Genomic DNA, 20,004 nt, shown 5'->3' on the forward strand with positions numbered 1-20,004 from the left:
ATGCGACAGAGGTGCCAAGCCCAGGATGACTGAGAGGCTGAACGCTATGTTTGATGCCAGCCGGGTGCTCGACCCGTCTTTTCCCCGAGATGATACCCAGTTCCTCTGGCAGGGGATTGTTGATACCCACTATGCCGACGAATCGGCCTATCTTGAGTCACTGTTGGCCCTGGCGGAACCGGATGGCCGCGAGCGCCAGGCCATTGCGGATCGCGCCACCGGCTTGATCCGGAAAGTGCGGGAACAGGATGACTCGGTGCACATGGTGGACGCCCTGTTGCAGGAATACAGCCTGGACACCGAGGAAGGCATATTGCTGATGTGTCTGGCTGAAGCGCTCATCCGGATTCCGGATGCCCATACCGCGGATGAGTTGATCCGCGACAAGATGGGTGATGCCGACTGGCGCAAACATCTGGGTCGCAGCGAGTCCGTTATGGTCAACGCCTCAACCTGGGGCATGCTGTTGACCGGCCGGGTGGTGAAGATGGATCCCGGCTTGGACGGCCATCCCAAGTCGATCTGGCACAAGCTGGTGAACCGTTGCGGTGAGCCGGTCATCCGTAAGGCCATGTACCAGGCCATGGCGATTATGGGGCGCCAGTTCGTGCTTGGGCGGGATATCGATGAAGCCCTTCAGGAAGGCCGTCAGTACCGGGATCAGGGCTATACCTACTCCTTTGATATGCTGGGAGAGGCAGCGCTGAATGAGTCTGATTCATCGCGCTATTTCAATGATTACTGGACGGCGATTGAGGCTGTAGGCAACGACCGTTACCCGCGCGGTGAGCGCCCCGTGCCTTCGGTTTCGGTCAAGCTGTCCGCGCTGTATCCGCGTTATGAGCGTGCCCAGGAGGAACGGGCAAAGACGGAGCTGGTACGGCGACTGAGCCGCCTTGTCACCTTTGCCCGTGAGAAGCAGGTGCCGCTGACGGTGGACGCGGAAGAAATGGACCGGCTTGAGCTGTCACTGGAGATCTTCCGCAGCGTCTATGAGTCCGAGGCGGCCAAAGGATGGGGGGAGCTGGGCCTCGCGGTTCAGGCTTACTCCAAGCCGGCTTTGCCGGTGTTGTGCTGGGTGGCGGCATTGGCCCGCCAGCAGGGCGACCGCATCCCGGTGCGTTTGGTGAAGGGGGCTTACTGGGATACTGAAATCAAGCATGCCCAGATGCTGGGCGTTGATACCTATCCGGTGTACACGCGAAAGGAGGGCACGGATGTCTGCTATCTGGCCTGTGCCCGGTTCCTGCTCAGCGACTACGCCCAAGGCTATATCTTCCCGCAGTTCGCCAGCCACAATGCCCACACGGTGGCGTCGGTATTGAACATGGCCGAGGCGAACGGCGCTGCGTATGAGTTCCAGCGACTCCATGGCATGGGCGATGCCCTTTATTCCGTGGTAATGGGCGAAGTACCGCAGGTACCAGTCCGTATCTACGCGCCCGTGGGCGCCCACAAGGACCTGCTGCCGTACCTGGTGCGGCGGCTGCTGGAAAATGGCGCCAACTCCTCCTTTGTGCACCGGCTGGTGGATGCGGCGACGCCCATTGAGGATCTCATCGGCCATCCGGCGGACGCACTGCGGGCACACAGCACTTTGCCGGACTCCCGGATCCCGCGTCCGCCGGAGATCTATGGGGCGGAGCGGCGCAATTCACATGGCCACAACCTGGCGGTTCTGTCCGATCTCAGGCCCTTCCAGCAGGGGCTGGAGCGGTGGGCAGAGCATTACTGGCAAGGCATGCCCATTGTTAACGGTGAGCGTTGCGGCGCCGAGTCGACCTCCCGCGTCACCAATCCCCATGACCGGACCCGGGTCGCGGGGGAGATTGCCTGGAGCCGCTCGGACATTGTCGAGAAAGCGCTGAGCACCGCGCACGAGGCATTCGAACAGTGGAACCAGACACCGGCTGAGGAGCGGGCTAAATGCCTTGAGGCCTTCTCCGATCTACTGGAGGCCAATGAACATGAGTTGATTGCGCTGTGCAGCCGTGAGGCGGGCAAATCCTTGCCGGATGGCGTTGCTGAAGTCCGTGAGGCCGTGGATTTCTGCCGTTATTACGCGATGCAGGCGCGTCGCCAGTTTGCCGAACCCACTGTCATGCCAGGCCCAACGGGTGAGTCCAATGAGTACTACCTAGAGGGTCGGGGCGTCTTTCTCTGCATCAGTCCCTGGAACTTCCCGATTGCCATCTTCACGGGCCAGATCATGGCGGCGCTTGCCGCCGGCAATACGGTTCTGGCCAAGCCGGCCGAGCAGACCAGCCTGATTGGTTTCCGCGCCGCGGAACTGATGCTCGAGGCGGGCTTCCCGCCGGGCGTGATCCAGTACCTGCCTGGTGATGGGGCGGGTATCGGAAACCAGGTACTGTCCGATGCGCGCCTTGCCGGTGTGACCTTCACCGGCTCCACCGGCGTTGCGCATCATCTGAGCCGTACACTGGCCGCCCGGGAAGGACCAATCATCCCATTGATCGCTGAAACCGGTGGCCAGAATGCCATGATCGTCGACAGCAGTGCCCTGCCGGAGCAGGTGGTCAAGGATGTGGTCATGTCCGCCTTTGGCAGCGCCGGTCAGCGCTGCTCGGCCCTGCGCGTCCTGTATGTGCAGGAGGATGTGGCGGACGTGATTGAGGAAACCCTGGCCGGTGCCATGCGCGACCTGCGCCTGGGGGACCCGATCCGTGTGGAAACGGATGTGGGGCCCGTGATCGACCAGGAGGCCTACAATGATCTGATGGCGCATGTTGCCGAGCTGCGTGAGCGCAATCGCCTGGTAGGTGAGGCGCCGTTGCCCGATGATGCGGAAAAGGGCTACTTCGTGCCGCCCGTGGCGTATGAAATCAACGGCATGAAGGATCTGGACCGCGAATACTTCGGGCCCATCCTGCACGTCGTCCGTTACGACGCGCGCGAACTCGATGCCGTGATTGACGAGATCAACGGGTCCGGTTATGGCCTGACGCTCGGCATTCACAGCCGTAGTGAGTCCGCGGCCGCCTATATCGAGCGCCGGGTGAAGGTTGGTAATACCTACATCAACCGTAACCAGGTTGGCGCCGTGGTGGGCGTCCAGCCATTCGGAGGGCATGGCCTCTCCGGGACCGGTCCCAAGGCCGGTGGCCCGAACTACCTGCCACGTTTTGCCACGGAACGTGTCAGGACCAATAACACCACGGCGGCAGGCGGTAATGCGAGCCTCCTGTCGCTGGGTGTGGAAGAAATAGGTTGAACAACAACAAGCATGGATTTCCCAATGGAGCCTGATAATGGTTGAAAACACAGTTGCGATAACCTGGACCTTTGTCATCTATCTAGCGATGATGCTGGCCCTGGGTGTTATTGCCTACATGCGGACCCAGAATCTGTCAGATTACATTCTTGGTGGGCGCAATCTGGGCCCGATCCCCTCGGCCCTGAGTGCCGGGGCCTCGGATATGAGTGGATGGCTCCTGATGGGCCTGCCGGGCGCGGCCTTTGCCAACGGGGTCGGAGCGAGCTGGATTGCGATCGGGCTCCTGATCGGAACCTACCTGAACTGGTTGATGGTGGCGAGAAGGCTGCGCAACTACTCACAGGCCGCTAAGGACTCGCTCACGATTCCGTCCTTTCTGGAGAACCGGTTCCGGGATAACACCCGGGCACTGCGGGTCATCGCCGCGTTCTTCATACTGCTGTTCTTCCTGTTCTACACCAGTTCAGGGCTGGTGGCCGGTGGCAAGCTGTTCGAGACTGTCTTTGGCCTGGACTACCAGTGGGCTGTCATAGTCGGCACTCTGGCCGTGGTTTCCTACACGCTGTTCGGCGGTTTCCTGGCCGTATCCTGGACGGACGTGGTTCAGGGCCTGCTGATGCTGGCTGCTCTCATGCTGGTTCCCGTACTCGCGATTAACAGCGGTGAGGTTGGCGGCTGGTCTGGTCTGGAAGGCGCCCTTCTGGAAAAGGGCCAGGGAACGCTATCCCTGTTCTCGGATGCAGGCGGCGAGTCGCTGGGCGTTATCGCGATCATCTCCTCACTTGCCTGGGGGCTTGGCTATTTCGGCCAACCCCACGTTCTGGCCCGCTTCAAGGCGATCAGCGATGAGTCATTGGTTCCTTACGCGCGGCGTGTAGCCGTTTCCTGGACCGCCATTACCCTGGTTGGCTCCGTTCTGGTGGGGCTCGCTGCCGTAGGCTATTTCGGGCCGGAAGGCCTGGAGGATCGGGAGAAAGCCTTCATGATGCTGGTGGACGCCCTCTTCCATCCCGTGATCGCAGGTATCCTGCTGGCGGCTATCCTGGCGGCGGTGATGAGTACCGCGGACTCCCAGCTGCTGGTGTCCTCCTCCGCATTGGCCGAGGATTTCTATAAGGGCTTTTTCCGCCCGGAGGCTGACGCGGCTGAACTGGTGCGTGTGGGCCGGGTTGCCGTGATTGTCATCGCGGTGGTGGCTGGCGTGATCGCTCTGGACGACAGCTCCATGGTTCTGGATCTGGTTTCCTATGCCTGGGCTGGCTTTGGCGCGGCGTTCGGGCCGGTTATCCTGCTCTCGCTGTACTGGCCGCGCATGAACCGCACGGGCGCTTTGGCGGGCGTTGTTGTGGGGGGGCTCACGGTCGTGGTCTGGAAGCAACTCGAAGGCGGGCTCTTTGACATGTATGAGATCGTCCCTGGATTCGTGTTCGCGGCCATTGCCATTGCCATTGGTTCCCTGGCTACTGGTGAGCCCGAACAGGAAATCGCGGACGAGTTTGCCAAGGTCAACGGCTGACGCCCGAGTCGCCCCTAGGGGCGGCTTGCACCCCTGATCAGCCTGGGTCTATTCTTGGCGCTTTTTGATGGAGCGCTGCCATGGCCCAGGTTGACCTTTCCCCGATTCACGACTTCCTTCCCTGCGCCACGCCCCAGGCCTGGATTGACGCCGCACTGGCAAATCAGGAACTGCTGCTGATTGATCATGCCCATTGCGAGAAAAAGGCCGCCTCCACGGCGCTTGGCCTGATGTATCGCTACATGGATGATCCGGACCTGCTGCACCGCATGTCGCGGCTTGCCCGGGAGGAGCTGCGCCATTTCGAGCAGGTGTTGTCGATACTGCAGAAACGGGGGATCGCGTATCGTCACCTGACACCAGCGCGCTATGCTCAGGGCCTGCATCAACAGGCCCGCAAGGAAGAGCCGGGACGGCTCGTGGACACCCTGATCATCGGCGGTATCATTGAAGCCCGCTCGTGTGAGCGGTTTTCGGTCGTGGCGCCACTCCTGGACAAGGAACTGGCGGAGTTCTACGAGTCACTGCTCAAGTCGGAGGCCCGCCATTACGAGGATTATCTGAGGCTGGCGGAGAAGGCGGCCGGTGGTCCGGTGAGCGATCGGGTGGCGGAGCTGCTGGCGGTGGAAGCGGACCTCATCCAGAGACCGGATGACAGCTTCCGCTTCCACAGTGGCGTACCGGATTGGCAGTGATCAGCCTGTCAGGCTGTTGAAGGGAACGCTCAGAAGCTCGGGGTCGGCGCCCTCCCGGGCCTCGATGTACCAGGCCTTTTCATGCCAGTCACCGGTCACATAGCGGCTCGCCGGCTGGCCACCGGCATTGAGCTCGTGTACTGCCGGCCTGTGGGTATGACCGTGGATCAGGCGCTGCACCCCATGGCGCTCCATCTCTTGAACCACCTCCTCCGGGGTCACATCCATAATGGTCTGTTCCTTGCCCTGGTTCTTGGCCTGGCTGATTTCGCGCATCTGGCGTGCAACGGTCTGGCGTTCCGCCAGTGAGCGCTGCAGGAATGCCTGCTGCCATTTCGGGTCGCGCATGTTGGCGCGGAATGTCTGGTACTCTTCGTCAGCGGTGCAGAGGCTGTCACCGTGCATCAGCAGGGTGGGTTCCCCGTAGAGGCTGATCACGGTGGGATCAGCCAGCAGCTCGGCGCCCACGCGCTCACAGAAGTCGTGGCCGATCAGGAAGTCGCGGTTGCCATGCATCAGGTACAGGCGGGTACCGGTGGCGGTGACTGCCTGCAGGGCCTCGGCCACGGTTTCCTGTAGCGGGGTCCGTTCATCGTCCCCGATCCAGGCTTCAAAAAAGTCCCCCAGAATGTAGAGAGCGTCAATGCCATGGGCATAGGTGGGCAGGAACCCCAGGAACGCCTCGGTGATATCGGGGCGCTCCTCTTCAAGATGGAGGTCGGCGATGAAGCGGGTTGTCATGCGGTTGCCTCCTCGTCAGTACGGTAGGCCCTGTGGATGATGACGTCCTCAACCGGGACGTCACGATGCCCCGCTCGGGCCGTGGTGGGCTTGTCACGGATCCGGTCCACGACATCCATGCCTTCAGCCACGGTAGCGAATACGCAATAACCCCAGCCTTCCTGGGTTTTGGCGGTGTGATCCAGAAAGCCATTGTCGTTGACGTTGATGAAGAACTGCGAGGATGCTGTGTGTGGGCTCATGGTCCGGGCCATGGCGACGGTCCCGCGCTTGTTGCTCAAGCCGTTATCCGCTTCGTTGCGGATCGGCTCGCCGGGCTTACGGGGCTCCATATCCGGCCCGAAACCGCCGGTCTGGATCATGAAGTTGCTGATGACCCGGTGGAAAATCAGGCCGTCAAAGAACCCCGAATCGACGTAGGAGAGGAAGTTGCCGGTGGTGCCGGGTGCATTCTCCGCGTCGGTGGCCAGCAGAATGCGGCCTTCGCTGGTTTCCAGAACGACCATGACATTATATCCTCTTGCGTCCAAATGGCCGTATTGTAAGGCATCCGCCCCCACCATGCATGAGATCGCGGCGGTGAGCAGGTACAATGGCGGTTTTCACATTCAACCCGGTGGTGTAACAGCATCCATGAGTTCCGAATCAGCTCCGGCCAGCAACTTCATCCGCACCATTATCCTGGACGACCTCGCTGAAGGCCGTCATGACCACATCGTTACCCGGTTTCCTCCTGAGCCCAACGGCTATCTCCATATCGGCCATGCCAAGTCGATCGTGGTGAATTTTGGCATGGCGGAGCAATTCGGTGGTGACTGCACGCTGCGTTTTGACGACACCAACCCGGAGAAGGAAAGCCAGGAATACATTGAGGCCATCAAGCGCGATGTGGAATGGCTGGGCTATGAATGGAAGGGACCGGTCCGCTACGCATCGGATTACTTCGAGCGTCTCTATAACTACGCCGAGGAACTGATCCGGGGAGGCTATGCCTATGTCTGCAGCCTGGATCCGGAGACCGCGGCCCAGTACCGCGGCACGCTGACCGAGGCGGGCACCAACAGTCCCTACCGGGAGCGGTCCGTGGCCGAAAACCTGGACCTGTTCCGGCGTATGCGCTCGGGTGAGTTCGCGGAGGGAGAGCATGTCCTGAGGGCGAAGATCGACATGGCCTCGCCCAACATGAACCTGCGCGACCCCATTCTTTATCGTATCCGCTACCTGACGCACCACCAGGCCGGTGACCAGTGGTGCATCTACCCGATGTACGATTTCACGCACCCTCTGTCGGATGCGGAAGAGGGTGTGACCCATTCCCTGTGCACACTGGAATTCGAGGATCACCGGCCGCTCTACGACTGGGTCCTGGAACATGTGACGCCGCCGTGCCGCCCGCGCCAGATCGAATTTGCGCGCCTGAACGTGAACTACACCATCACCAGCAAACGCAAACTGATGCGCCTGGTCGACGAAGGCTATGTGGATGGCTGGAACGACCCGCGCATGCCGACGCTCTCGGGCATGCGCCGCCGTGGTTTTACGCCGGCCTCGCTACGCCAGTTCTGCGACATGGTGGGCGTGAACAAGACCGGTGGGACCGTGGATCTGGGCATGCTGGAGCATGCCATCCGGGATGACCTCAACCGCAACGCGCCGCGCGCGATGTGTGTGTTGAGGCCGGTGAAGCTGATCCTGACCAATTACCCAGAGGGCCAGTCCGAGGTGCTGACCACGGCTGTCCACCCCCAGGATGAGTCCATGGGGACGCGGGAGGTAACCTGGACGCGCGAGATGTACATTGATGCGGAGGACTTTGTGGAAGTGCCTCCCAACAAGAAATGGAAACGGCTCTCGGTGGGCAACGCGGTGCGCCTGCGTGGTGGCTACGTGATCACATGCCATGACTTTGTCACCGATGGCGACGGCAACGTTACCGAGATCCACGCCGAATACGATCCTGCCACCCTGGGCGAGAACCCCGAGGGCTACAAGCCCAAGGGCGTGATTCACTGGGTTTCCGCGGCAACGGCGGTGGATCTGGAGCTGCGTCTGTATGACCGGCTTTTCGCGGTGGAAAATCCAGGCACGGATAAGGAGCGGGATTTTGTGGAAGACATCAACCCCGACAACCTGGTGGTGATGACTGGCTGTAAGGGGGAAGCCAATCTGGCCTCGCCACGCACCGATATCCCCTACCAGTTCGAGCGTGAGGGGTATTTCTTCTACGACCCGGAAGCCAGCAGCGAGGACCGGATCGTGATGAACCGTACCGTCACACTGCGTGACTCCTGGGCCAAGATCAGCGGCCAGTAACCCGAGACCGGAAAGGATGGAGACCCCGTGATCCAGCTCTACAGCACCCTCAGTCGACGCAAGGAAGTATTCCAGCCCATGGAAGCCGGTAAGGTGGGCATCTACGTCTGTGGCATGACCGTCTATGACTACTGCCACCTGGGGCATGCGCGGGTTCTGGTGGCGTTTGATGTGATTACGCGCTACCTCCGCCACCGCGGCTACGACGTCCATTACGTGCGTAACATCACCGATATTGATGACAAGATCCTGGATCGGGCACGGGATAATGGCGAGGACTTCCGGGCGCTGACCGAGCGTATGATCGCGGCCATGCACGAGGACGAGGACGCGCTGGCTGTGCTGCGGCCCACCGAGGAGCCACGCGCCACCGAGACCATCGATGAGATGATCCGCATGATCGAGTCCCTGGTTGATAAGGGATATGCCTACCAGGGTGATAACGGTGATGTCTATTTTGCAGTTTCCGCCTTCCAGGATTACGGCAAGCTCAGTCGCAAAAAGCTGGAGGATCTGGTTGCCGGTGCCCGGGTGGAGGTCGCTGACGCCAAGGCCAGCCCGGCGGATTTTGTGCTCTGGAAGGCGGCCAAGGCTGGTGAAGTGGCCTGGCCGTCGCCCTGGGGCGAGGGCCGTCCGGGCTGGCATATTGAGTGCTCTGCCATGTCCCGTTCCCACCTCGGGCGGACCTTTGACATCCATGGCGGCGGTCCGGATCTGATGTTCCCGCACCATGAGAACGAGATTGCCCAGTCCGAGTGTGCCCACGACCAGCCGTTCGTGAACTACTGGATGCACGCTGGGGCCGTCCGTGTGAACCACGAGAAGATGTCAAAATCGCTGGGTAACTTCTTCACCATCCGCGATATTCTCCAGAACCATGACCCAGAGGTGGTGCGCTACTTCCTGATCGCCAGCCACTACCGCAGCCAGATTGACTACACCCCAGATAGCCTGGCCGAGGCGAAGGGCGCGCTGATGAAGTTCTATCAGGCGCTGGATGGCGTAGAGCCGGAGGTGGAGCCACCGGAAACCGAGCACGACCGGCGATTCACCGAGGCCATGGATGATGATTTCAACACGGTGGAGGCGACCGCCGAGCTGCATGCGGTTGCGTCTGAACTCAACCGTGCCCGCCGCAATAGCGAAGGCGCAGAGGCTGCTCGCTTGGCAGGGGTGCTGCGTCGCCTCGGGTCCGTTCTGGGCGTTCTGGAGCGCCAGCCTGCGGACTTTCTGCGCCGTGGTACGGGCGACCTGACACCGGAACAGGTCGACGCATTGATCGAGGCGCGTGCCCAGGCCAAGAAGGCGAGGGATTTTGCCGAGGCCGACCGGATCCGGGACGAGCTCCGCGAGCAGGGGATTGTGCTGGAAGACAGCCGGGAAGGCACCACCTGGCGCCGGGAGTAAGGCGTCTGTCCTTGGGCGGTGGGTTTGACTTAGAATACGCCCACGCTGAATTCGTGAGCGCCGGCTCAGATCTTGGGTTCGGCCGGCTATCGATGACTAAAAAGTAAATCAAAACAGCAATCTGAGGCGAAAAGATGACAGAACGCGTTAATGCTGGTGGCCTGCAGGTCGCCCGACTCTTGTACGACTTTGTTAATAACGAAGCCATCCCGGGAACGGGCGTGGATGCCGAGCAGTTCTGGAACGAGTTTGGTCGCATCGTGGCGGATATGGCGCCGCGCAACCGCGAGCTGCTCCAGGTCCGGGATGAACTCCAGGAAAAACTGGACAGCTGGTACCGCGAGCACAAGGGCCAGTCCATTGACCTGGATGAGTACAAAAGCTTCCTGAAGGACATCGGCTACCTCAAGCCAGAAGGCGCGGATTTCACCGCGACCACCGAGAATGTGGACAAAGAGATCGCCCAGGTTGCGGGGCCTCAGCTGGTAGTGCCCATCTCCAACGCCCGTTTCGCGCTGAACGCGGCCAACGCGCGCTGGGGGAGCCTGTACGATGCGGTCTACGGGTCCGATATCATCTCCGAGGAAGGCGGCGCCACCAAGGGGCCGGGTTACAACCCGGTCCGCGGTGAGAAGGTGATCGCCTATGCCCGTGGCGTGCTCGACGAGTCGGCACCGCTTGAAAACGGCAGCCACGCCGATGCCACGGCGTACCGGATCGAAGGCGGTCAGTTGAAGGTCAGCCTGAGCAGCGGCGGCGAGAGCGGGCTCAAGGACCCCTCCCAGTTCGTGGGTTACAAGGGCAGCGAAGGCGAGCCGGATGGTGTGCTGCTGGTGCGTAACGGGGTTCACATGGAGATCCAGATCGACGCCAGCCACCCGATCGGCAAGGATGACGCGGCGCACGTGAAGGACGTGGCCATGGAATCCGCGCTGACCACCATCATGGATTGTGAGGATTCCGTTGCCGCGGTGGATGCGGAAGACAAGACGGGGGTCTACCGCAACTGGCTTGGCCTGGTGCAGGGCAACCTGGAAGAGAGCTTCGAGAAGGGCGGTAAAACCGTAACCCGGAGCATGGCCGCTGACCGGGAGTATCGGGATGCCCAGGGCAAGCCGCTGAGCCTGCACGGCCGCAGCCTGATGCTGGTGCGAAACGTCGGCCACCTGATGACCAACGACGCCATACTGGACGCGGACGGCAACGAAGTGCCCGAGGGCATCATGGACGGCATGATCACCTCCCTGATCGCCATTCATGACATCAAGGGCAATACCCGCCTGGGTAACAGCCGTACCGGCAGTGTCTACATCGTGAAGCCCAAGATGCACGGCCCGGACGAGGTGGCGTTCACCAACGAACTGTTCGGGCGTGTCGAGGACGCGCTCGGGATGACGCGCAACACCCTCAAGGTGGGCGTGATGGACGAGGAGCGACGGACCACGGTCAACCTCAAGGAGTGCATCCGCCAGGCGAAAGACCGCATCATCTTCATCAACACTGGCTTCCTCGACCGGACGGGCGACGAGATCCACACCAGTATGGAAGCCGGCCCCATGATCCGTAAGGGCGAGATGAAGCAGGCGCCCTGGATGACCACCTACGAGGACTGGAACGTGGACGTTGGCCTGGAAACCGGCCTCAAGGGTCGTGCCCAGATTGGTAAGGGCATGTGGCCCATGCCGGATAAGCTGGCGGCCATGATGGAAGCCAAGGTGAGCCATCCCAAGGCTGGCGCTAATACGGCCTGGGTTCCGTCACCGACCGCGGCGACCCTGCATGCCATTCACTATCAGCAGGTCAACGTAATGGCCGTTCAGGATCAGCTGAGCCAGCGCGAGCGTGCCAGCCTGGACAACATCCTGACAGTGCCGCTGATGAAGGACCCATCCGCGCTCAGTGATGCTGAGATCAAGCAGGAGCTGGACAACAACGCCCAGGGGATTCTCGGGTACGTGGTGCGCTGGATCGAGCAGGGCGTGGGCTGCTCCAAGGTCCCGGACATCAATGATGTGGGGCTGATGGAAGACCGGGCAACGCTGCGGATCGCCTCGCAGCTGCTGAGCAACTGGCTCTATCACGGTGTCTGTACCGAAGAGCAGGTGATGGAGACGCTTAAGCGCATGGCCAAGGTTGTGGACCGCCAGAACGAGGGTGATCCAAACTATATTCCCATGGCGGACGATTTTGAGGGCAACGTGGCCTTCCAGGCAGCGTGTGACCTGATCTTCAAGGGGCGCGAACAGCCCAGTGGCTATACCGAACCGCTGCTCCATGCCTACCGTCGCAAGGCGAAGGCCAAGTACGGTCAGTGAGGTAGAGCCTGAACTGGCTGGACTAAAACCCCGCTTCGGCGGGGTTTTTTGGTTTTGGGGTGGCGGAAGAGAAGGGGGCGGGGACTCCTTCTCCTCGAGCGCCTCGGAAAGCGCAGGTGGAGTCAGCCGTGGCGCTCGGCGGCTTCCAGGGTGTTCTGCAGCAGCATGGCAATGGTCATGGGCCCCACGCCGCCGGGCACGGGGGTGATCCAGGCGGCGCGTTCCGCGGCCGGAGCGAATTCCACATCGCCGATCAGCTTGCCTTCCTCGGTGCGGTTGATGCCCACGTCAATGACCGTTGCCCCCTCCTTGATCCAATCGCCGTGGACCAGGCCCGGTTTGCCGGCAGCGGCAATCAGCAGGTCCGCGTCGGCCACGAAACGCGGCAGATCGCCCGTGAACCGGTGAGTCACAGTGACCGTCGCGCCCTTAAGCAGCAGTTCCATTGAGAGAGGGCGACCAACGATATTGGAGGCGCCCACGATGACCGCGTGCTGGCCCTTGTAGGGGGTGCCGATGTGGTCGAGAAGGTGAATGATGCCGGCAGGTGTGCAGGGGCGCAGCTCCGGGCTGCGCTGGGTCAGGCGCCCGACGTTGTACGGATGGAAGCCGTCCACGTCCTTGTCCGGGCGGATCCGCAGCAGGATTTCATCCGGGTCCATGTGGGCCGGCAGGGGGAGCTGAACCAGAATGCCATCAATGTCCGGGTTTTCATTCATCCGGTCCACCAGCTGGTTGAGTTCTTCCTGAGTGGTCTCCGCTGGCAGGTGGTGGTCCTCGGTATGAAGCCCGGCTGCCGCGCAGGCTTCGCGCTTACGCTTGACATAAAGGTTGGAGGCCGGATCACTGCCAACCAGTACAACACCCAGACCAGGCGCTCGCTGCCCCGCGCTGACCCGTTGGCTGATGCGTTCCGCTACCGAGTGGCGGAGATCGAGGGCGATAGCCTTGCCGTCAATGGTCTGCGCTGTCATACAGGGGCCTTGTTAAGGGTGGTTACCGGAAAAGCGGCTATTGTCGCAGTTTTCCTTTCGGTCGCCAATCGTATTGACGCGCTTAATAGCCCTCGGTATGATTCGCCTCGACTTCGCTGAGAGCCGGCGTGAGTGAGTTTTCGGGGTATAGCGCAGTCTGGTAGCGCGCCTGCTTTGGGAGCAGGATGTCGGGAGTTCAAATCTCTCTACCCCGACCAGTTTTTGATACTCATCGGGCGGGCCGTTGTGGGCGGATAGATGTGCGCCCGTAGCTCAGCTGGATAGAGCAACGGCCTTCTAAGCCGTAGGTCGCAGGTTCAAGTCCTGCCGGGCGCGCCAACCTTCTGGTGCAGGCGGTGTTTGGTGAAGTGCTTCAGGTGCGTTAGAATGTCGCACTTTCAGTGGTGGACGTAGCTCAGTTGGTAGAGCTCAGGATTGTGACTCCTGCGGTCGAGGGTTCGATCCCCTTCGTCCACCCCATTTTCTTATTTCCAGCCATCAGGCGCTGATCTTTTCAATGGGCGAAAGTGGCGGAACTGGTAGACGCGCTGGATTTAGGTTCCAGTGGGGCAACCCGTGAGAGTTCGAGTCTCTCCTTTCGCACCACTTCTCTTTTCTATCCCGGATTTTCCCCTCGGAGTGCGCGGTCAGATCATGATAGAATCAGCGCCCCGAATGCTGCGGCCTTGCCAAGTCGCTTTCACATTTCTATGATCCCCGGCTTTACATTGAATCGGAACGGCAATAACTGAGGATATTCCATGCAAGTCTCTCTTGAATCGACCTCCAACATCGAGCGTCGCATGACGATTGGCGTGCCCGCGGAGGAAGTTGAGCAGCAGGTGGATCAACGCCTGCGCGAAGCCGCGAAACAGGTACGTCTCAACGGTTTCCGCCCGGGCAAGGTCCCGATGAAGGTGGTGCGCCAGCGTTTTGGTCCGAGCGTGCGCCAGGAAGTCCTCGGCGAGGTGATGCGCAACGCCTGGATGGAGGCGATCCAGGAACAGGATGTGCAGCCGGCGGGCCAGCCACGCCTTGAGCCCAAGACGGTTGAAGAAGGCAAGGATTTTGAATTTGTTGCCGTTTTTGAGGTTATGCCGGAGGTCGAGGTTGGCGACCTGAGCCAGATCAGCGTTGAGAAGCCCTGGTCCGAGGTTCAGGACAAGGACATCAACAAGATGATCGACAACCTGCGCCGCCAGCAGGCAACCTTCAAGGAGGTCAAGCGCAAGGCCAAGAAGAAGGACCTGATGACCATCGATTTCACCGGCACGATCGACGGTGAAGAGTTTGAGGGTGGTAGTGGCGAAGACCAGCAGCTGACCCTGGGCGAGGAACAGATGATCCCCGGTTTCGAGGACCAGCTGATTGGCGCCAAGACCGGTGAGGAACACACCCTTGAGGTGACTTTCCCCGAGGACTATCAGAACGAGGAACTGGCGGGTAAGCAGGCGCAGTTCCAGGTTACCATTAAGAAGGTCGAAGAGCCCCAGCTTCCGGCACTGGAAAAGGAGTTCTTCGAGCAGTTCGGTGTGGAAGCCGAAACCGAAGAGGAATTCCGCGAGGAAGTCCGCAAGAACATGGAGCGTGAGCTCAAGAACGGGATCCAGAACCGGATCAAGCAGCAGGTCATCGACGGCATGCTGGAGGTGACCGAGCTTGAAGTGCCGCAAAGCATGGTGGATCAGGAAATTGAGCGCATGAAGCAGGAAGCGGTCCAGCAGTTCGGCGGTCAGATGGATCCGTCACAGCTGCCTTCCGAGCTCTTCCAGGACCAGGCCCAGCGTCGTATCAAGACTGGCCTGATCTTCCAGCAGGTGGTTCAGGATGCCGGTCTTGAGGTGGACAGCGAACGGGTCGACGAGAAGATCCGCGAGATTGCTTCCACGTACCAGGATCCGGACGAAGTGGTTGAGTACTACAACAACAATCCTCAGGAAAAGCAGCAGATTGAATCCTCTGTGCTTGAGGACCAGGTTGTGGACCATGTCCTTGAAAACGCCAAGGTCAAGCAGAAGAAATACAAGTATGAGGATGCTGTGAAGCCGCCAGAGCAGGGCGCGTGAGGCTCCGGGGGTGAAAAACCGGCCAGCTCATCTACAATTGGGGTTCTGAAACCCGCCAAACAGGCAACAACCGGGAGACGACAATACCCATGACACAGCAGATTTCCGACGGCGCGAGCGACGTCACCAACTCCGGCCTGATTCCGATGGTGATCGAGCAGACCGCCCGGGGTGAACGGTCCTTTGACATCTTCTCCCGGCTGCTCAAGGAGCGCGTGATTTTCCTGGTTGGTCCGGTGGATGACCACACGGCCAACCTGATTGTGGCGCAGCTGCTGTTCCTGGAATCCGAGAATCCGGATAAGGACATCCATTTTTACATCAATTCTCCGGGTGGGGCGGTGACAGCTGGCATGGCGATCTATGACACCATGCAGTTCATCAAGTCTGATGTGTCCACGCTCTGCGTGGGTCAGGCGGCCTCCATGGGCGCTCTGTTGCTGGCTGCGGGCGCGGAGGGCAAGCGCTATTGCCTGCCCAATTCCAAGGTGATGATCCACCAGCCGCTCGGTGGCTTCCAGGGCCAGGCCTCGGACATTGAGATCCATACCCGCGAGATTCTCAAGACCAAGGAGAAGGTGAACAGCATCCTGGCAGAGCATACCGGGCAGACCTACGAGCAGATCGCCCAGGACACGGACCGGGACAATTTCATGGACGCCAGGGAGTCCGCGGAGTACGGACTCGTGGATGCCGTACTTGATAAACGCCCGGGGAATACATAATACTGGTACCAATCCCCATTTCTGTCGCTCGACCGCAGTAGGCGGTCATAGCAAGGCGGCCGGAACCAGAACAGAGGTAATTCAATGGCAGAGAAAGGTAGCGGCAGGGGCGACGATAACGGCAAGCTGCTGTACTGTTCCTTCTGCGGCAAGAGCCAGCATGAGGTCCGCAAGCTGATCGCGGGCCCCTCGGTGTTCATCTGCGATGAATGCGTGGACCTGTGTAATGACATCATTCGCGAGGAAATCCAGGAGACCACAGAGGAAGAGCCCAGCGAACGTCTGCCCTCTCCGCACGAAATCAAGGAGACGCTGGACGAGTACGTGATCGGCCAGGATCGTGCCAAGGTGGTGCTGTCGGTAGCGGTGTACAACCACTATAAGCGGTTGCGCTTCGGCGAGAAGCGCCCGGAAGTGGAGCTCGGCAAGAGCAACATCCTGCTGATCGGGCCTACCGGCAGTGGTAAGACGCTGCTGGCGGAGACGCTGGCGCGCATGCTGAATGTGCCGTTTACCATCGCCGACGCCACCACGCTGACTGAAGCCGGTTACGTGGGCGAGGATGTTGAGAACATCATCCAGAAGCTGCTCCAGAAGTGCGACTACGATGTCGATAAGGCCCAGCGTGGCATTGTCTACATTGACGAGATCGACAAGGTATCGCGCAAGTCGGATAACCCCTCCATCACCCGTGATGTGTCGGGGGAAGGGGTTCAGCAGGCGCTGCTCAAGCTGATCGAGGGCACCGTGGCCTCGGTTCCGCCCCAGGGTGGCCGCAAGCATCCTCAGCAGGAATTCCTGCAGGTGGATACCGCTGGCATGCTCTTCATCTGCGGGGGGGCCTTTTCGGGGCTGGACAAGGTCATCCGTGACCGTTCCGAAAAGACCAGTATTGGCTTTGCGGCCCAGGTGGTCAGCCAGTCCGATGGCAAGAGTTCCTCGGAAATCCTCAAGATGATTGAGACCGAGGACCTGGTGAACTATGGGCTGATCCCGGAATTCGTGGGACGTCTTCCGGTTGTCGCGACACTGACCGAGCTGGATGAGGATGCCCTGATTGAGATCCTGACCCAGCCGAAGAACGCGCTGACCAAGCAGTACCAGCAGTTGTTCGAGATCGAGGATGTGGAGCTCGACTTCCGTGAAGATGCCCTGCGTGCCGTGGCGCGCAAAGCCATGGAGCGCAATACGGGCGCCCGCGGACTGAGGTCCATTCTGGAAGGCATATTGCTGGATACCATGTATCAGATCCCGTCCGAGCCGGATGTGAGCAAGGTTGTGATTGACGAAGGTGTGGTGAACGGGGAGTCCGACCCGATCCGGATCTACGCCAACAACGAGACCGCGCGCGCGGTTCCGGAGGACTGATTCCAGCAGTTCCACCTCGGCCCGTCGGCCAGCATCCTGCTGGCGGCGGGTTGAAGGTTCCCATCTTAACCCCCATCCTTAATCCAGTTACCCGCGAAACGGGACTGTGCCCGCTTGCAGGATCCCGCGTTTTCGTTCATATCCCCAGTTCAGAGGTCAGATCATGACAGAGCAGCCCCAGGGCCATTCGCCGTTTGAACTCCCCATGTTGCCGTTGCGTGATGTGGTGGTGTTCCCGCATATGGTGGTTCCGCTCTTCGTCGGGCGTGACAAGTCCATCAAAGCCCTTGAAGCCGCCATGGAGAACGACAAGCAGATCCTGCTTGTTGCCCAAAGGGATGCGGAGACCGACGATCCCGGTCGCACGGATCTTTATGGCATCGGTACCATCGCGACCGTTCTGCAGATGCTGAGGTTGCCCGACGGCACCGTTAAGGTGCTGGTTGAAGGCCACGCCAGGGCGTCCGTGGATGAACTTGGTGGGGACGATCAGTACGTGACCGCCAGTGGTCGTGAGCTTCCGGAGACGGGAGTGGACGCGCGCGAGGAAGAAGTCTTCGTGCGGACTCTGATGGAAGAGTTCGAAAAGTTCGCGCGTATGTCCAAGAAAGTGCCCAACGAAGTCCAGAACACGCTGCAGGGCATTGAGGAGCTGGACCGCCTCGCGGATACCATGGCGTCCCATCTTGAGCTGAAAGTGGCCGAAAAGCAGGGGCTGCTCGAGACCCTTGATCTGCGCCAGCGTATTGAACAGCTGCTGGGCAAGCTGGATAGCGAAATCGACCTGATTGAGGTGGAGAAGCGCATCCGGGGCCGCGTCAAGAAGCAGATGGAGCGCAGCCAGCGCGAGTACTATCTGAACGAACAGATGAAGGCCATCCAGAAGGAGATGGGCCAGCTCGGCGATGGCAGTGGCCAGGATTTCGAGGAGCTGGAGCAGAAGATCGAGTCCGCGGGCATGCCCAAGGAGGCCCGTGAGAAGACCGAGCAGGAGCTCAATAAGCTCAAGATGATGTCGCCCATGTCCGCGGAAGCCACGGTGGTCCGCGGGTTCATCGACTGGATGCTGTCCATTCCCTGGAAGAAGCGCAGCCGTGTTCGTCATGATATCGATCGCGCGCGGCGCATCCTGGATGAGGACCATTACGGGCTTGAAGAGGTCAAGGAGCGGATCCTGGAATACCTGGCGGTTCAGAGCCGTGTGCGCAAGGTGAAGGGACCGGTGCTTTGCCTCGTGGGGCCGCCTGGCGTGGGCAAGACCTCGCTGGGGCAGTCCATAGCGCGGGCGACCAATCGCAAGTACACGCGTATGGCGCTGGGCGGTGTTCGGGACGAAGCCGAGATCCGTGGCCACCGTCGCACCTACATCGGGGCCTTGCCCGGTAAGATCATCCAGCGCCTGTCCAAGGTCGGCGTCAAGAATCCGCTGTTCCTGCTGGACGAGGTGGACAAGATGGGCATGGACCATCGGGGTGATCCGTCATCGGCGCTGTTGGAAGTCCTGGACCCTGAGCAGAATCATACGTTCAGTGACCATTATCTGGAGCTTGAGTACGACCTTTCGGACATCATGTTCGTGTGCACCTCGAACTCGATGAACATTCCGGACGCGCTCCTGGACCGGATGGAAATCATCCGTATCCCCGGGTACACGGAAGATGAGAAGGTCAACATTGCCCGGCGCTACCTGCTGCCCAAGCAACTCAAGTCCAATGGCCTCAAAGAGTCGGAACTGAGCCTGCCAGAGGAGACCCTGCTGGCCATCATCCGGTATTACACCCGTGAGGCCGGTGTGCGGAATCTTGAGCGCGAAATCGCCAAGATCTGCCGCAAGGTGGTCCGTGAGCACGTGGAAGCGGGCGAGCGTCATGCGGTCGAGGTGACGCCGGAAACGCTGGAGCACTACGCCGGGGTTCGCCGTCACAAGTATGGTCTTGCGGAGGCTGAAAACCAGATCGGGCAGGTTACCGGTCTGGCCTGGACCCAGGTGGGGGGTGAGCTCCTGACACTGGAGTGCGCGGTCACGCCCGGCAACGGCAAGGTGGTTAAGACCGGTTCGCTGGGTGACGTCATGCAGGAGTCCATCCAGGCGGCACTGACGGTGGTACGCAGTCGTGCTCCCGGGCTGGGCCTGGCATCGGGTTTCCAGGAGAAGCATGATCTGCACATCCATGTTCCGGAAGGTGCTACGCCTAAGGATGGCCCCAGCGCGGGCATCGGCATGTGCACGTCGCTGATCTCCGCACTCACGCGTATCCCGGTTCGTGCCGATGTGGCGATGACCGGCGAGATCACGCTCCGAGGGCGGGTGCTGATGATCGGTGGGCTCAAGGAGAAACTGCTGGCAGCCCATCGCGGCGGGATCAAGACAGTGGTTATTCCGGAGGAAAACGTACGCGATCTGAAGGAAATTCCGGATAACATCAAGGAATCATTGGATATCCGTCCGGTGGAATGGATCGACCAGGTACTTGATATCGCCCTGACTGAGCAGCCGGAGCCGTTGCCCGCTGATGCGCCAGCGCATCCTGGAGGCCGTGATGACGAGGCTGAAGCTGGCGAGCGGGTGAACACCCACTGAGAACGCGTCATTGACACCGTTTAAAGGCCGTTGGTATAACGTACTCCGCCTCGCAGCGGAGCCATGGG

Annotated in this window: 13 protein-coding genes and 4 tRNA genes; 14 read left to right on the forward strand and 3 right to left on the reverse strand. The window is 60.5% G+C overall.

Annotated features, from left to right (window positions below; genetic code table 11):
* Window positions 1-46: 46 nt before the first annotated feature.
* The 3 genes from putA to AC1RQI_RS06420 all read left to right on the forward strand — a co-directional run bounded on the left by putA (window position 47) and on the right by AC1RQI_RS06420 (window position 5,446).
* The gene (gene putA, locus AC1RQI_RS06410; protein WP_481904164.1) at window positions 47-3,232 is read left to right on the forward strand and encodes a bifunctional proline dehydrogenase/L-glutamate gamma-semialdehyde dehydrogenase PutA; all 3,186 of its coding nucleotides are present in this window, start codon (window positions 47-49) and stop codon (window positions 3,230-3,232) included.
* Window positions 3,233-3,269: 37 nt separating this feature from the next.
* On the forward strand, window positions 3,270-4,751 hold the full coding sequence (gene putP / locus AC1RQI_RS06415) for a sodium/proline symporter PutP (RefSeq protein WP_481904099.1): 1,482 nt from the start codon (window positions 3,270-3,272) through the stop codon (window positions 4,749-4,751).
* 80 nt (window positions 4,752-4,831) lie between these two features.
* Entirely contained in the window at window positions 4,832-5,446 is a 615-nt protein-coding gene (locus AC1RQI_RS06420; RefSeq protein ID WP_481904100.1) for a MiaE family protein, read from the forward strand.
* On the opposite strand, the gene AC1RQI_RS06425 is transcribed toward AC1RQI_RS06420, so the two are convergent.
* Together AC1RQI_RS06425 and AC1RQI_RS06430 are read right to left on the reverse strand one after the other, a co-directional pair.
* Window positions 5,447-6,187, reverse strand: coding sequence for a UDP-2,3-diacylglucosamine diphosphatase (locus tag AC1RQI_RS06425; protein WP_416634356.1), 741 nt, complete (start codon window positions 6,185-6,187; stop codon window positions 5,447-5,449). It abuts the gene before it with no gap.
* Window positions 6,184-6,693, reverse strand: a complete 510-nt coding sequence (locus AC1RQI_RS06430; RefSeq protein WP_416634357.1) for a peptidylprolyl isomerase — start codon at window positions 6,691-6,693, stop codon at window positions 6,184-6,186. Before AC1RQI_RS06430 ends, AC1RQI_RS06425 begins: the two co-directional genes overlap by 4 nt.
* A gap of 127 nt (window positions 6,694-6,820) precedes the next feature.
* Between AC1RQI_RS06430 and AC1RQI_RS06435 the strand changes: the two genes are divergently transcribed.
* The 3 genes from AC1RQI_RS06435 to AC1RQI_RS06445 all read left to right on the forward strand — a co-directional run bounded on the left by AC1RQI_RS06435 (window position 6,821) and on the right by AC1RQI_RS06445 (window position 12,222).
* A complete protein-coding gene (locus AC1RQI_RS06435) occupies window positions 6,821-8,500 on the forward strand; it encodes a glutamine--tRNA ligase/YqeY domain fusion protein (protein ID WP_481904101.1) in 1,680 nt (559 codons plus the stop codon).
* Window positions 8,501-8,530: 30 nt separating this feature from the next.
* Complete coding sequence (gene cysS / locus AC1RQI_RS06440) at window positions 8,531-9,907, forward strand: cysteine--tRNA ligase (protein WP_416635586.1); 1,377 nt, start codon at window positions 8,531-8,533, stop codon at window positions 9,905-9,907.
* A 134-nt stretch (window positions 9,908-10,041) separates the two neighbouring features.
* Window positions 10,042-12,222 (forward strand): malate synthase G, encoded by a 2,181-nt coding sequence (locus AC1RQI_RS06445; protein ID WP_481904102.1) that lies wholly within the window; start codon window positions 10,042-10,044, stop codon window positions 12,220-12,222.
* A gap of 122 nt (window positions 12,223-12,344) precedes the next feature.
* Here the strand turns inward: AC1RQI_RS06445 and folD are convergent, their stop codons facing one another.
* Entirely contained in the window at window positions 12,345-13,196 is an 852-nt protein-coding gene (gene folD / locus AC1RQI_RS06450; protein ID WP_416634360.1) for a bifunctional methylenetetrahydrofolate dehydrogenase/methenyltetrahydrofolate cyclohydrolase FolD, read from the reverse strand.
* Between the two features lie 141 nt (window positions 13,197-13,337).
* Between folD and AC1RQI_RS06455 the strand changes: the two genes are divergently transcribed.
* The 8 genes from AC1RQI_RS06455 to lon all read left to right on the forward strand — a co-directional run bounded on the left by AC1RQI_RS06455 (window position 13,338) and on the right by lon (window position 19,936).
* Window positions 13,338-13,414: transfer RNA gene (locus tag AC1RQI_RS06455), tRNA-Pro, on the forward strand.
* A 44-nt stretch (window positions 13,415-13,458) separates the two neighbouring features.
* A tRNA-Arg gene (locus tag AC1RQI_RS06460) sits at window positions 13,459-13,535 on the forward strand.
* Window positions 13,536-13,600: 65 nt separating this feature from the next.
* Window positions 13,601-13,676 (forward strand) — tRNA-His (locus tag AC1RQI_RS06465).
* A 41-nt stretch (window positions 13,677-13,717) separates the two neighbouring features.
* Window positions 13,718-13,802 (forward strand) — tRNA-Leu (locus AC1RQI_RS06470).
* Window positions 13,803-13,957: 155 nt separating this feature from the next.
* The gene (tig, locus tag AC1RQI_RS06475) at window positions 13,958-15,262 is read left to right on the forward strand and encodes a trigger factor (RefSeq protein ID WP_416634361.1); all 1,305 of its coding nucleotides are present in this window, start codon (window positions 13,958-13,960) and stop codon (window positions 15,260-15,262) included.
* Window positions 15,263-15,351: 89 nt separating this feature from the next.
* Window positions 15,352-15,987: an ATP-dependent Clp endopeptidase proteolytic subunit ClpP gene (clpP, locus tag AC1RQI_RS06480; protein ID WP_416634362.1), complete on the forward strand. Its 636-nt coding sequence runs from the start codon at window positions 15,352-15,354 to the stop codon at window positions 15,985-15,987.
* A gap of 84 nt (window positions 15,988-16,071) precedes the next feature.
* Entirely contained in the window at window positions 16,072-17,355 is a 1,284-nt protein-coding gene (gene clpX / locus AC1RQI_RS06485; protein ID WP_481904103.1) for an ATP-dependent Clp protease ATP-binding subunit ClpX, read from the forward strand.
* A 163-nt stretch (window positions 17,356-17,518) separates the two neighbouring features.
* Window positions 17,519-19,936, forward strand: coding sequence for an endopeptidase La (gene lon, locus AC1RQI_RS06490; RefSeq protein ID WP_481904104.1), 2,418 nt, complete (start codon window positions 17,519-17,521; stop codon window positions 19,934-19,936).
* Window positions 19,937-20,004: the final 68 nt, after the last annotated feature.

Source organism: Salicola sp. AFF1, assembly GCF_056783195.1.

Excerpts from the sequence above, each read along its gene's own strand:
- putA (WP_481904164.1), top strand. The coding sequence starts at position 47 with ATGTTTGATGCCAGCCGGGTGCTCGACCCGTCTTTTCCCCGAGATGAT.
- putP (WP_481904099.1), top strand. The coding sequence starts at position 3,270 with ATGGTTGAAAACACAGTTGCGATAACCTGGACCTTTGTCATCTATCTA.
- AC1RQI_RS06420 (WP_481904100.1), top strand. The coding sequence starts at position 4,832 with ATGGCCCAGGTTGACCTTTCCCCGATTCACGACTTCCTTCCCTGCGCC.
- AC1RQI_RS06425 (WP_416634356.1), bottom strand. The coding sequence starts at position 6,187 with ATGACAACCCGCTTCATCGCCGACCTCCATCTTGAAGAGGAGCGCCCC.
- AC1RQI_RS06430 (WP_416634357.1), bottom strand. The coding sequence starts at position 6,693 with ATGGTCGTTCTGGAAACCAGCGAAGGCCGCATTCTGCTGGCCACCGAC.
- AC1RQI_RS06435 (WP_481904101.1), top strand. The coding sequence starts at position 6,821 with ATGAGTTCCGAATCAGCTCCGGCCAGCAACTTCATCCGCACCATTATC.
- AC1RQI_RS06445 (WP_481904102.1), top strand. The coding sequence starts at position 10,042 with ATGACAGAACGCGTTAATGCTGGTGGCCTGCAGGTCGCCCGACTCTTG.
- folD (WP_416634360.1), bottom strand. The coding sequence starts at position 13,196 with ATGACAGCGCAGACCATTGACGGCAAGGCTATCGCCCTCGATCTCCGC.
- tig (WP_416634361.1), top strand. The coding sequence starts at position 13,958 with ATGCAAGTCTCTCTTGAATCGACCTCCAACATCGAGCGTCGCATGACG.
- clpP (WP_416634362.1), top strand. The coding sequence starts at position 15,352 with ATGACACAGCAGATTTCCGACGGCGCGAGCGACGTCACCAACTCCGGC.
- clpX (WP_481904103.1), top strand. The coding sequence starts at position 16,072 with ATGGCAGAGAAAGGTAGCGGCAGGGGCGACGATAACGGCAAGCTGCTG.
- lon (WP_481904104.1), top strand. The coding sequence starts at position 17,519 with ATGACAGAGCAGCCCCAGGGCCATTCGCCGTTTGAACTCCCCATGTTG.